Annotated in this window: 12 protein-coding genes and 3 tRNA genes; 6 read left to right on the plus strand and 9 right to left on the minus strand. The window is 71.1% G+C overall.

What is annotated here, in order from left to right; genetic code table 11:
* Nucleotides 1-130 precede the first annotated feature (130 nt).
* Both OG514_RS13950 and OG514_RS13955 read left to right on the plus strand, forming a co-directional pair.
* The gene (locus tag OG514_RS13950; protein WP_266894422.1) at nt 131-1,591 is read left to right on the plus strand and encodes a N,N-dimethylformamidase beta subunit family domain-containing protein; all 1,461 of its coding nucleotides are present in this window, start codon (nt 131-133) and stop codon (nt 1,589-1,591) included.
* An 88-nt stretch (nt 1,592-1,679) separates the two neighbouring features.
* The gene (locus tag OG514_RS13955; RefSeq protein WP_266894424.1) at nt 1,680-2,588 is read left to right on the plus strand and encodes a phosphoribosylaminoimidazolesuccinocarboxamide synthase; all 909 of its coding nucleotides are present in this window, start codon (nt 1,680-1,682) and stop codon (nt 2,586-2,588) included.
* 105 nt (nt 2,589-2,693) lie between these two features.
* Here OG514_RS13955 and OG514_RS13960 read toward each other — a convergent pair.
* From OG514_RS13960 to OG514_RS13995, 8 genes are all read right to left on the minus strand, one after another.
* Nucleotides 2,694-2,769 (minus strand) — tRNA-Gly (locus tag OG514_RS13960).
* Between the two features lie 22 nt (nt 2,770-2,791).
* A complete protein-coding gene (locus tag OG514_RS13965; protein ID WP_266894426.1) occupies nt 2,792-3,436 on the minus strand; it encodes a response regulator transcription factor in 645 nt (214 codons plus the stop codon).
* A complete protein-coding gene (locus OG514_RS13970; protein ID WP_266894428.1) occupies nt 3,433-4,680 on the minus strand; it encodes a sensor histidine kinase in 1,248 nt (415 codons plus the stop codon). Before OG514_RS13970 ends, OG514_RS13965 begins: the two co-directional genes overlap by 4 nt.
* Nucleotides 4,681-4,709: 29 nt before the next feature.
* Nucleotides 4,710-5,489 (minus strand): ABC transporter permease, encoded by a 780-nt coding sequence (locus tag OG514_RS13975; RefSeq protein ID WP_266894430.1) that lies wholly within the window; start codon nt 5,487-5,489, stop codon nt 4,710-4,712.
* A complete protein-coding gene (locus tag OG514_RS13980; RefSeq protein ID WP_266894432.1) occupies nt 5,486-6,460 on the minus strand; it encodes an ABC transporter ATP-binding protein in 975 nt (324 codons plus the stop codon). Before OG514_RS13980 ends, OG514_RS13975 begins: the two co-directional genes overlap by 4 nt.
* 163 nt (nt 6,461-6,623) lie before the next feature.
* Nucleotides 6,624-6,699, minus strand: a tRNA-Gly gene (locus tag OG514_RS13985).
* Nucleotides 6,700-6,781: 82 nt separating this feature from the next.
* Nucleotides 6,782-6,853, minus strand: a tRNA-Gly gene (locus OG514_RS13990).
* Nucleotides 6,854-6,987: 134 nt separating this feature from the next.
* The gene (locus tag OG514_RS13995; RefSeq protein WP_266894434.1) at nt 6,988-7,329 is read right to left on the minus strand and encodes an Lsr2 family protein; all 342 of its coding nucleotides are present in this window, start codon (nt 7,327-7,329) and stop codon (nt 6,988-6,990) included.
* Nucleotides 7,330-7,696: 367 nt separating this feature from the next.
* Between OG514_RS13995 and purS the strand changes: the two genes are divergently transcribed.
* The 3 genes from purS to purL are packed head-to-tail and all read left to right on the plus strand — an operon-like array spanning nt 7,697 to nt 10,868.
* Nucleotides 7,697-7,942 carry a phosphoribosylformylglycinamidine synthase subunit PurS gene (gene purS / locus OG514_RS14000; RefSeq protein ID WP_017240564.1) on the plus strand — a complete coding sequence of 82 codons (246 nt, stop codon included), beginning with the start codon at nt 7,697-7,699 and terminating at the stop codon, nt 7,940-7,942.
* A complete protein-coding gene (gene purQ, locus OG514_RS14005) occupies nt 7,939-8,619 on the plus strand; it encodes a phosphoribosylformylglycinamidine synthase subunit PurQ (RefSeq protein ID WP_030318250.1) in 681 nt (226 codons plus the stop codon). Before purS ends, purQ begins: the two co-directional genes overlap by 4 nt.
* Complete coding sequence (purL, locus tag OG514_RS14010; protein WP_266894440.1) at nt 8,619-10,868, plus strand: phosphoribosylformylglycinamidine synthase subunit PurL; 2,250 nt, start codon at nt 8,619-8,621, stop codon at nt 10,866-10,868. Before purQ ends, purL begins: the two co-directional genes overlap by 1 nt.
* A gap of 194 nt (nt 10,869-11,062) precedes the next feature.
* Here purL and OG514_RS14015 read toward each other — a convergent pair whose 3' ends face one another.
* A complete protein-coding gene (locus OG514_RS14015) occupies nt 11,063-11,467 on the minus strand; it encodes a nuclear transport factor 2 family protein (RefSeq protein WP_266894442.1) in 405 nt (134 codons plus the stop codon).
* A 76-nt stretch (nt 11,468-11,543) separates the two neighbouring features.
* Between OG514_RS14015 and OG514_RS14020 the strand changes: the two genes are divergently transcribed.
* Entirely contained in the window at nt 11,544-12,332 is a 789-nt protein-coding gene (locus OG514_RS14020) for a maleylpyruvate isomerase family mycothiol-dependent enzyme (RefSeq protein ID WP_266894444.1), read from the plus strand.
* Nucleotides 12,333-12,354: the final 22 nt, after the last annotated feature.

Below are 12,354 nucleotides of genomic sequence, written 5' to 3' on the forward strand. Positions count from 1 at the left end.
GGCACGAACCAGGGGCCTGAACCGGGCGCCTGAACCAGCGGCACGAGCCGGGGCATGTACACGGCAGGCACGTCGGGCATACAGCAGGCACTGACCAGCCGACCCGGGGGAGTCGAGGGAGGGGCGCAGCATGGGGGCGGACCAGATCAGGCGGTGGGAGTCGGGCGCACTCGCGCACGCCGTCACCGATCCCTTCGGCCAGGGCCCGTTGCCCTGGCTGCGCGGTTCCGAGAACTACTTCGACGACACCGGACAGATGGTCCCCTGGTACGCGGACGAGATCCTGGCCCGGGGCGGCAGCGGCGGCCCGCGCACGGCCGACGACGTACGCCGCCAGATCAAGGGTTTCGCGTCCGACGGGGCCGTGGCACCGGGCGAGTCGATCGACTTCCACATCACGGTGGATCCGCCGCAGCAGTTCTCGGTCGACGTCTACCGGATCGGTCACTACGGCGGCGACGGCGCCGCGAAGATCACCACGAGCCCCCGGCTCTCCGGGATCGTCCAGCCGGCCCCGCTGACCGCCGACCGCACGGTCTCCTGCCACCACTGGTGGCAGTCCTGGCGGCTGCAGGTGCCCAGCTACTGGTCGATCGGCGCGTACGTCGCCGTCCTCACCACCGCCGACGGCTACCGCTCGCACATCCCCTTCACGGTCCGCGACAACCACCCGGCCGATCTGCTCCTCGTCCTCCCGGACGTGACCTGGCAGGCGTACAACCTCTACCCGGAGGACGGCCACACCGGCGCCAGCCTCTACCACGCCTGGGACGAGGAGGGGCGGCTGCTCGGCGAGCAGGACGCGGCCGTCACCGTTTCCTTCGACCGTCCGTACGCGGGCGCGGGGCTGCCCCTCCACGTCGGGCACGCCTACGACTTCATCCGTTGGGCCGAGCGCTACGGCTACGACCTGGCGTACGCCGAGACCCGCGACCTGCACGCGGGGCGGGTCGACCCGAGCCGCTACCGGGGCCTGGTCTTCCCGGGGCACGACGAGTACTGGTCGGCGCCGATGCGCAAGACCGTCGAACTCGCCCGCGACCAGGGCACGTCGCTGGTCTTCCTCTCCGCCAACACCATGTACTGGCAGGTGGAGCTGGGCCCTTCGCCGTCCGGGGTGCCGGACCGGCTCCTCACGTGCCGCAAGCGGCGCGGCCCCGGCCGCCCCGCGCTCTGGCGCGAGGTCGACCGGCCCGAGCAGCAGCTCCTCGGCATCCAGTACGCGGGCCGGGTGCCCGAACCGCACCCGCTGGTCGTGCGGAACGCCGAGCACTGGCTCTGGGAGGCCACCGGAGCCGGTGACGGCGACGAGCTCCCCGGCCTGGTCGCGGGCGAGGCCGACCGCTACTTCCCGCGTACGGCGCTGCCCGAGCACCAGGGCCGCATCCTGCTCGCCCACTCGCCCTACCGGGACGGCGACGGGGCACTCCGGCACCAGGAGACGAGTCTCTACCGGGCGCCCTCGGGCGCCTGGGTCTTCGCCTCCGGCACCTTCGCCTGGTCGCCGTCGCTCGACCGGCCGGGCCATGTCGACGCCCGCGTCCAGCGCGCCACCGCGAACCTCCTCGACCGGATCTGCAAGAGGGACTGAGCGGGGGGTCACAGGGCCTGGCGGCCGGAGCCGCCCGGATGTGCGAGAGAATCGGACACGCTCCTGGATCAACCTACGCGGAGGAACCGTGTCCGGATTCGTAGAAAAGCCCGAGCCCGTTCAGGTCCCGGGCCTCACCCATCTCCACACGGGCAAGGTGCGCGACCTGTACCGGAACGAGGCCGGTGACCTCGTGATGGTGGCGAGCGACCGCATGTCCGCGTACGACTGGGTGCTGCCCACCGAGATCCCCGACAAGGGCCGGGTGCTGACCCAGCTCTCCCTGTGGTGGTTCGACCAGCTCTCCGACCTGGTCCCCCACCACGTGCTCTCGACCGAGCTGCCGGCCGGCGCCCCCGCCGACTGGGCGGGCCGCACCACCGTCTGCAAGTCGCTGGCCATGGTCCCGGTCGAGTGCGTGGCCCGCGGCTACCTCACCGGCTCCGGCCTCCTGGAGTACAACGAGTCCCGCACGGTGTGCGGCCTCGCGCTCCCCGAGGGCCTCAGCGACGGCTCCGAGCTGCCCGCCCCGATCTTCACCCCGGCCACCAAGGCCGCGGTCGGCGACCACGACGAGAACGTGTCGTACGAGGAGGTCGCCCGCCAGGTCGGCGCCGAGACGGCCGCGGAGCTGCGCCGGACGACCCTCGCCGTGTACGGCCGCGCCCGGGACATCGCCCGCGAGCGCGGGATCATCCTCGCCGACACCAAGTTCGAGTTCGGCTTCGACGGGGAGACGCTGATCCTCGGCGACGAGGTCCTCACCCCGGACTCCTCGCGCTTCTGGCCGGCCGACCAGTGGGAGCCGGGCCGCGCCCAGCCCTCGTACGACAAGCAGTTCGTCCGGAACTGGCTGACCTCCCCGGCCTCCGGCTGGGACCGCAAGAGCGAGCAGCCGCCGCCGCCCCTCCCGCAGGAGATCGTGGACGCCACGCGCGCCAAGTACCTGGAGGCGTACGAGCTGCTGACCGGCAAGGCCTGGTCCGACAGCTTCTGAGTTCCCGGGCCCCCGTGCCCCCGGCGCTCGCGTCGGGGGCACGGGGTGAGGGCATGTGTCAGGGCACGAGAAAGCCCCCGGTCGATTCGACCGGGGGCTTCTTCATGGAGCGGACGACGAGATTCGAACTCGCGACCCTCACCTTGGCAAGGTGATGCTCTACCAACTGAGCCACGTCCGCATGCGCCGTAGCGCGGAGCCAACTATACCCAACCTTTCGCCTGTGCGAGACGCACTGCCGTGTGCCGGTTCTCGGCACCGAGCTTCGCGGCGGCCGAGGAGAGGTAGTTCCGGACGGTTCCGGGGGAGAGTGAGGCGCGCCGGGCGATCTCCGCGACGGGCGCCCCGTCGGCGGAGAATTCGAGCACCTCGGCCTCCCGCGCGGTCAGTGGGGAGTCCCCGGCGGCGATGGCGTCGGCCGCCAACTCCGGGTCCACGTAACGGTTTCCGGCGTGCACGGTACGGATGATCTCGGCGAGCCGCTGGGCGCTGACGGTCTTCGGGACGAAGCCGCGGACGCCGGCCGAGAGGGCCCGCTTGAGGTGGCCCGGGCGGCCGTGACCGGTCACGATCATGGTGCGGCAGCCGGGCAGTTCGTCCCGCAGAACTGTGGCGACCGTCACACCGTCGGCGCCCGGCATCTGCAGATCGAGCACGGCGACATCGGGTCGGTGGGCGCGGGCCATGGCGAGCGCCTCGGGACCGGTGGCGGCCTCGGCGACGACGACGAGATCGTCCTCAAGACCGAGCAGCGCGGCGAGCGCACCACGGATCAGATGCTCGTCGTCGGCGAGCAGGACGCGCAGGGGTGCCGATACGGGTACGGGTAGGGACCCAGTCGCGGTCATCGGTCCGCCCCCGTCCGGGGCACGGGGATCCGGGCCGTCACCAGGAACGTACCGCCGTCACCCGGCCCGGCCTCAAGCGTCCCGCCGACCGCGGCGAGCCGCTCCCGCAGCCCCACGAGCCCGGTTCCGGCACCCGAACCGCCGCCACCGGCCCCGCCACCGCCGCCGTCCCCCGCACCCACCCGCACCCCGTCGTTCTCCACCGTCAGCAGCACCGTGTCCTCCTCCTTCCGCACGGCGATCGTGCAGCGCCGCGCGTCCCCGTGCCGCAGTACGTTCGTCGTGGTCTCCCGGACCACCCAGCCGAGCGCCGACCGGACCTGATCGGGCAGGTCGAGCCCGGGCCCCGGGGAGTCGACGGCGCAGTCGATGCCGGCCGCGCCGAGCACGCCCCGCGCGCCCTCCAGTTCCACCCGCAGGTCCGCCTCGCGGTAGCCGCGCACGACGTCCCGTACCTCTCGCTGGGACTCCTGCGCGATGCGCTGGACCTCGATCATCTGGTCGACGGCCTCCGGGCGTTCGCGCCGCGCGAGCTGGACGGCCAGCTCGCTCTTGAGGGCGATCACGGAGAGGTTCCGGCCGAGGATGTCGTGCAGGTCACGCCCGAAGCGCAGCCGTTCCTCGGCGACCGCGAGCCGGGCCTGTACGTCGCGGGCCTCGCGCAGTTCGAAGACGACGCCGAGCACCCAGAGCGAGAGGCGGACGGTGACGGCGAGCCAGCCGGTGATGAAGGCGACGCTCGTCACGGTCGTGAGGGTCTGTGTCGTGTCCCGGCCGGTGAGCGGCACGAGGGCCAGGAGCACGCCGGCCAGGAGCGCCTGGTGCAGGGCGGTGGTCCGGCCGGGATGGATCAGGCAGTGCCCGGAGAGGAAGGGGACGAGCGCCGCCCCGAGCATCCCCGGCAGCAGCCCGGTCAGGTCGGCGGTGGCCGCTTCCAGGAGGACGGCTCCGGCGGTCGCGGCCCCGGCCGCCGCGGCGGGCAGCACCTCACGCGGCGGGAGTACGGTCCCGGGCCTCAGGTACGCGTCCATGGCGCGGCGCAGGAAGCGGTGGCCGAGCACTCCGTTGGCGAGGTTCAGCAGCGGGGCGACGACGACGAGGACGAGCGGGGCCTCGTGCCGGACCGGCCGGATCAGGAGCATCAGCCCGAGGACGAACACGGCGGACCACAGCAGCATGTACGCGGTGACGCGGGTGTAGAGGTCGACCTTGGCCAGGCCGCTCCGGCCGCTCCAGCTCTTCACGGGCGAAGGCCCTTCCCTCGATGACACGTTCAGCGCCGGGGCTCCCAGCGGAACCACCGCTGGACGGCGAACACCGACATCATGATCCAGGCCACCGTGACCGCCGTCGCCCCCAGCAGGTCCCCCGCCTCCGCGCCGCCGGCCCAGCCGGCCCGTACGAGCGTCATGACCCCGGTCGCCGGAAGCAGTTCACAGAAGGCCGCGAGCCGTTCGGGAAGCATGGAGAGGGGGACGAAGAGCCCGGAGCCGATGGAGGAGATCAGGACCAGCGGCAGGGCGGTGAGCTGGGCGCTCTCGGGTGTGCGGGTGACGGCCGAGGTTGCCGCGGCGAGGGCGGTGAGCAGGACGGTGCCGAGGACGACGCCGGCCAGGAGCAGATCGGGCCGGGCGGGTGCGGGCAGGTCGAGGACGGCGATGCCGCCGATCGTCAGGACGGTGCACTGGGTGAGGGCGAGCGTGGCGGCCGGCAGGGCGATCCCGGTGAGGATCTCGGGGTCGGTCGGTTCGCCCGTACGCAGCCGCTTGAGGACGAGGGCTTCGCGGCGGGCGACGAAGGCGGCGACGAGGTTGCTGTACACGCCGATGAGGAGGCCCATGCCGATGGCGCCGGTCACGGCGACCTCGGCGATGCTCGTGCCCGCCTTGCCGAGGTCGGCGCTCCGGAGGGAGCTGCGGACCGCTTCGACCATGAGGAGGGGGACGAGGAGGGCGCCGAAGAGCGCGGTGCGGTTGCGGAGGAGGAGCGTCAGCTCGGCCCGCCCGAGCGCGACGAGCCGCGTGGGGGAGGGGATCTGGGCGAGAGCGCTCATCGGGAGGCCTCCAGTGCGGCTCGGGACGCCTCCGGTGCGGCGGGTGCGTCGGACGGGAGTGTCTGCGCGGCGATGTCGAGGAAGGCCTCTTCGAGCGAGGCGGACCGCGCGTCGAGCCCTTCGAGGCGTACGTCCTCGTCCCGGGCCCAGCCGAGGAGCACGGCGAGGTCGTCCTGGAGCGATTCGGTACGGATCTCGATCCGCCCGCCGTCCTCGGCGGCCCGCAGGCGCAGCGGCAGCCGGGCGGCGGGGACGCCGGCGGGGAGGGTGAAGCGGATGCGGGCGGGCCGGGCGGCGGTGACCTCGGCCGGTGTTCCGGTGAGGACGATCTGCCCGCGGTGCATGATCGCGAGCCGGTCGGCGAGGGTCTCGGCCTCCTCCAGGTAGTGGGTGGTGAGGAGCACGGTGGTGCCGCCGTCGCGGAGGGCGCGGACGAGTTCCCAGGTGTCGCGGCGGCCCTCGGCGTCGAGGCCGGTGGTGGGTTCGTCGAGGAAGAGGACCTCGGGGCGGCCGAGGAGTGCGAGGGCGAGGTCGAGGCGGCGTCGTTCGCCGCCGGACAGCTGCTTGACCCGCACGTCTTCGCGACCGGTGAGCCCGGTGGCGCCGAGGGCTTCGTCGGCGGGCCGGGCGTGGGTGGTGCAACCTGCCCACATCCGTACGGTTTCGGCCACGGTCAGATCGGAGGGGAAGCCGCCTTCCTGGAGCATCACGCCGATCCGGGGGCGGACGGCGGCCCGTTCGCGGTACGGGTCGTGGCCGAGGACGCGGGCGGTGCCGGCGCTCGGGGCGGCGAGGCCTTCGAGGAGTTCGACGGTGGAGGTCTTCCCGGCGCCGTTGGTGCCGAGGAGGGCGAAGATCTCGCCGCGGGGGACGGTGAAGGAGATGCCGCGTACGGCCTCGAAGTCGCCGGAGTAGCCGCGGCGGAGGCCTTCCGCCTCGATCGCGGGGGTCGCACGGGTCGCGTTGGTCATGTGTCCAGGCTTCCGGCGGCGCGGCCCGTCCGGCAGTGCGCGCTGTCACCACCCGTTTCTGACAAATGTCATGGGGGTGGCGGGAGTCGGGGGCACTCGGGGCTCATGAGACACAGGGGGATACGCCGAAGGCCCCGGTTCCAGAGAACCGGGGCCTTCGATCTGGAGCGGACGACGAGATTCGAACTCGCGACCCTCACCTTGGCAAGGTGATGCTCTACCAACTGAGCCACGTCCGCATTTTGCTGCCGCTCAGCTTTCACTGGGCGGTGCGAGCACCACTCTACCTGATGCACCGGAGTGCTCGGTCTTGCGATGCAGAGCGGGTGACAGGAATTGCACACTGCGCCTTCCCCCTGGAAGGGGGATGTTCTGCTACTGAACTACACCCGCACGCTGCGTGAGGTGGGGCTTTGCGGCCTCGCCCCTCGGCGTGTTCCAGACTTTAGCGGATCATGGGGGGTGCAATGCAAATCGGCTCGCCCCGCCCCGTCGGCGGGCCGGGGTCCCGCCGGGTCCGCGCTGCCTCAACTCGCGGCGCGGAAGGCCTCGTAGACCCGCTTCGGGATCCGGCCGCGGGCGGGCACCTCCATCTTGTTGGACTGTGCCCAGGCGCGGACCGCCGCCGGGTCGGGGGCGAGGGAGGTGTGGGTGTACGTCTCCAGGGAGGGGCTCCGGCCGGTCAGGGCCCTGGCCGGCAGCTTGCGTCCGGCGGCGAGGTACGGGGCGAGAGCCTTGCGGAGTTTCTTTGCATTGGCAGCATTCAGGTCGATCTCGTACATCTTCCCGTCGAGGCCGAACGCGACCGTTTCAGCCGCTTCTCCGCCGTCCATGTCGTCGGAGATTGTGACCACCACACGCTGAGCCACGGATATCGGTCCTTTCCTGCGGCCGACGCCGCAGAGGGGGCGCTTGTGGCGCCTCTGACGTGCGGCGATGCCGACCGTACGGCTGTGCCGGGACAATGCTGATTTCTTCTCGATTCCTTTGTACAGCGGTGGGCGTCGCATTGTGAAGCCCTGGCAATTGTTTCAGCGTGTCCCGGTGCAATGAGGTACGCAATATTTCACTCGAATTTTGCGTGGGTGTGCCCCGTCGGGGGGCGTGCGCTGTGTTCGCTGGTGGAGCGGCGCCGTGGCCTGGCTTTTGGAGGATCCTTCAGATCTCTACCCGCGTAGAATTTGGAGACAGGTACGCTGAGGGAACCGCCCACGCAACACACCACCGGGAGTGCCAGTGGCACGCGTCGTAGTCGACGTCATGCTCAAGCCGGAGATCCTCGACCCTCAGGGGCAGGCGGTGCAGCGTGCACTGCCCCGCCTGGGATTCGCCGGAATCGCCGACGTCCGTCAGGGGAAGCGTTTCGAGCTGGAGGTGGAGGGACCGGTCGACGATGCCGCCCTCGCCCGCATCCATGAGATGGCCGAAACCTTCCTTGCCAACACTGTGATCGAAGACTTCATCGTGAAGGTGGAGTCGTGACCGCACGCATCGGCGTCGTCACGTTCCCCGGAACGCTCGACGACCAGGACGCGCTGCGTGCCGCCCGCCTCGCGGGCGCCGAACCCGTATCGCTCTGGCACCGCGACAAGGACCTCAAGCAGGTCGACGCCGTGGTCCTGGCCGGCGGTTTCTCCTATGGCGACTACCTGCGGGCCGGAGCCATCTCCCGCTTCTCGCCGGTGATGGAGACGATCATCGAGCAGGCGAAGGCGGGCATGCCCGTCCTCGGTATCTGCAACGGCTTCCAGATCCTCACCGAGGCCCATCTGCTGCCGGGCGCGATGCTGCGCAACAACCACCTCCACTTCATCTGCCGCGACCAGAAGCTGCGGGTGGAGAACGCGGAGACCGCCTGGACCTCGGACTACACCGAGGGCCAGGAGATCGAGGTCCCGCTCAAGAACATGGACGGCCGGTACGTCGCCGACGAGCGCGTCCTCGACGAGCTGGAGGCCGAGGGGCGGGTCGCCTTCCGCTACCTCGACGTCAACCCCAACGGCTCGCTGCGTGACATCGCGGGCATCACCAACGCCGCGGGCAACGTGGTCGGCCTCATGCCGCACCCCGAGCACGCCGTCGAGCCGCTCGTCGGCACCGGGAAGACGGACGGCCTCGGTTTCTTCACCTCGATCCTCAAGAAGCTGGTCAACGCCTGATGAGCCTCGACACCGTCAAGCACGCGAGCGAGACGCCGGACAGCGAGCAGCCCTGGAAGGAGCTCGGCCTCAAGGAGGACGAGTACGCGCGCATCCGCGAGATCCTGGGCCGCCGTCCCACCGGCGCCGAGCTCGCCATGTACTCCGTCATGTGGTCCGAGCACTGCTCCTACAAGAGCAGCAAGGTCCACCTGAAGCAGTTCGGCGAGAAGGTCCCCGAGAACGACGCCATGCTGGTCGGCATCGGTGAGAACGCGGGCGTCGTCGACGTCGGCCAGGGGTACGCGGTCACCTTCAAGGTCGAGTCGCACAACCACCCCTCGTACATCGAGCCCTACCAGGGCGCGGCCACCGGCATCGGCGGCATCGTCCGCGACATCCTCGCCATGGGTGCCCGCCCGGTCGCGGTCGTCGACCCGCTGCGCTTCGGCGCGGCCGACCACCCCGACACCAAGCGCGTGCTGCCCGGTGTCGTCGCCGGCATCGGCGGCTACGGCAACTGCCTCGGCCTGCCGAACATCGGCGGCGAGGTCGTCTTCGACGAGTGCTACCAGGGCAACCCCCTGGTCAACGCCGGCTGCATCGGCGTGATGAAGCACGAGGACATCCACCTCGCCCAGGCCTCGGGCCCCGGCAACAAGGTGATCCTTTACGGCGCCCGCACCGGCGGCGACGGCATCGGCGGCGTCTCGGTCCTCGCGTCCGAGACGTTCGACGACTCCAAGCCGACCAAGCGCCCCGCCGTCCAGGTCGGCGACCCCTTCCAGGAGAAGCTCCTCATCGAGTGCACCCTGGAGATCTTCAAGGAGAAGCTGGTCGCGGGCATCCAGGACCTCGGCGGCGCCGGGCTCTCCTGCGCCACGTCCGAGCTGGCCTCGGCCGGTTCCGGTGGCATGCGCGTCGAGCTCGACCGGGTCCACCTGCGCGACGCGACCCTCTCGCCCGAGGAAATCCTCATGAGCGAGTCGCAGGAGCGCATGTGCGCGATCGTCGAGCCCGAGCACGTCGACCGCTTCCTGGAGATCTGCGAGAAGTGGGACGTCATCGCGGTCGTCATCGGTGAGGTGACCGAGGGCGAGCGTCTGGAGATCTTCTGGCACGGCGAGCAGATCGTCGACGTGCCGCCGCGCTCCGTCGCCCACGAGGGCCCGACCTACCACCGGCCGTTCGCGCGCCCGGAGTGGCAGGACGCGCTCCAGGCCGACGACGCGGGCAAGCTGGCCCGGCCGCAGAACGGCGAGGAGCTGAAGGACCAGGTCCTGAAGCTGGTCTCCTCCCCGAACCAGGCGTCGAAGTCCTGGATCACGGACCAGTACGACCGGTTCGTGCAGGGCAACACGGTCCTGGCGCAGCCCGAGGACGCGGGCATGGTCCGTATCGACGAGGAGACCAACCTCGGCGTGGCCATGGCCACCGACGGCAACGGCCGGTACGCGAAGCTCGACCCGTACACGGGTGCGCAGCTCGCGCTGGCGGAGGCGTACCGCAATGTCGCCGCCTCCGGTGCCAAGCCGCTGGCGATCTCGGACTGCCTGAACTTCGGTTCGCCCGAGGACCCGGCCGTGATGTGGCAGTTCGCCGAGGCCACGCGTGGTCTCGCGGACGGCTGCCTGCAGCTCGGCACCCCGGTGACCGGCGGCAACGTCTCGCTGTACAACCAGACCGGTGAGGTCGCGATCCACCCGACGCCGGTCGTGGCCGTCCTCGGTGTGATCGACGACGTCAACCGCCGTACGCCGATCGCCTTCGCGGAAGAGGGCCAGCTCCTCTACCTGCTCGGCGACACGCGCGAGGAGTTCGGCGGCTCGGCCTGGTCCGAGGTCATCCACAAGCACCTCGGTGGCATGCCGCCGGCGGTGGACCTCGACCGGGAGAAGCTGCTCGGCGAGATCCTGATCTCGGCCTCCCGCGACGGCATGATCGACGCGGCGCACGACCTGTCCGACGGCGGTCTGGTGCAGGCGGTCGTCGAGTCCTGCCTGCGCGGCGGGAACGGCGCGCGCCTGGTCGTCCCGGAGGGCCTGGACGCGTTCACGTTCCTGTTCAGCGAGTCGGCCGGCCGTGCGGTCGTGGCCGTCCCGCGCAGCGAGGAGCTCCGCTTCACCGACATGTGCGGTGCGCGGGGTCTGCCGGCGGTGCGGATCGGTGTCGTCGACGGCGATGCCGTCGACGTCCAGGGCGAGTTCGCGCTCTCCCTGACGGAGCTGCGCGCGGCGCACGAGGCGACGATCCCGGCCCTGCTGGCCTGATCGGCGCCTGACACACAGCAGTGGGGGAGCCCCCGTCCGGACCTTCGGGTCCGGGCGGGGGCTTTCTCGTTTCGCGCTTGCGGGTGATGACGTAGCTCGGCGGCGGTACGTACGCGATGTACGCGCATCTGAAGCGCGGCTCGCTCGCGGTCCGGGCGGGCGACCGCGACGTTCGAAGTGCCACGCGATTCCGTCTACTCGGCCTGACCCCAGAAGGCGTCGGACTGCGCGATGTCCGCCACGCACTCGTCGATGTCGGAGATCTTGCCGCCGATGATCGTGAAGACCAGCGCACCCTTCATCTCGATGCCCCGGTCACCGCGCTCGGCGTAGAACGTGTTGGCCGCCACGGCATGACCGCGGCCGTCGACGGAGATGCTGTCGAGCTCGACGCGCATCTTGCCACCGGTGAGCTCGAACATCTGTCCGTACATGGCGAGGACGTTGTCCCGGCCCTTGAAGTGGCCGGAGATCTGGCTCTCGCCGGGCGAGTGGTGCGTACAGTCCGCCGTCATCAGCGTGCCGACGGTCTCCATGTCTCCCTTGGTCCAGGCTTCGAAGCCCCGGCGGACCAATGCGGCGTCAGGGTGCTCGGCCATGGCTGATCGACCCCTCTCGTACGGGTGGGTGAGCGGGCGGTCCTCCCCCTCTCAGTCTCCGACTACCCTCGCCCCCATGCCACCGGCCAAGAAGCGCACCCGCAGCTACGACTCCGCCAGGACCAGGGCCGCCGTGCTCGCCCAGTTCCGGAACGTACGGGAGGCGGTGACCGCCCTCACTCCCGAGCAGCTCGACGGGCCGACCCGGCTGGGGGAGTGGACGGTACGGGAGCTGGCGGCGCACCTGACGATGGTGCTCGCCTCGATGACCCGGAAGCTCGCGGAGCCCGAGCCGGCCCGCCGGGAACTCGCCCTGCTCGACTGGCCCCTGGCCACGGTGACGGGGGCGGCGAGCATCGACGAGGACACCCGGGCGATCGACACGGCCGACCTGCCGGCGCTGTTCGCGGAGACGGCGGAGCGGTACGAGGCGGCGATCGCGGGCGTCGCCGACGAGCGGCTGGTCCCGACCCGCTTCGGCGCGATGACCCTCGCCGACTTCCTCGTCACCCGGACCGTCGAACTCGTCGTCCACACCGACGACCTGAACGCGGCGACCGGCGCCGGCGTCCCCTTCGACCGGCAGGCCCTCGCCGCCTGCACCCGGCTGCTCGCCGACGCGCTCGCCGCGGAGGCCCCGGGCGGGGCGGTCGAGGTGCGGATCCCGCCGTACGCGGTGGTGCAGTGCGTGGAGGGCCCCCGGCACACCCGGGGCACCCCGCCCAACGTGGTCGAGACGGACCCGCTGACCTGGATCAGGCTCGCGACCGGGCGGGCGCGGTGGGCGATCGAGCTGGACGAGGCCCGTGTCAGCGCGAGCGGCGAACGCGCTGACCTCAAGGACCTCCTGCCCCTGATGGGCTGAGCTTCCCGTACGGCGGGGGCGG

The sequence above is a fragment of the Streptomyces sp. NBC_00572 genome, from assembly GCF_026341815.1.
GTDB lineage: Bacteria > Actinomycetota > Actinomycetes > Streptomycetales > Streptomycetaceae > Streptomyces.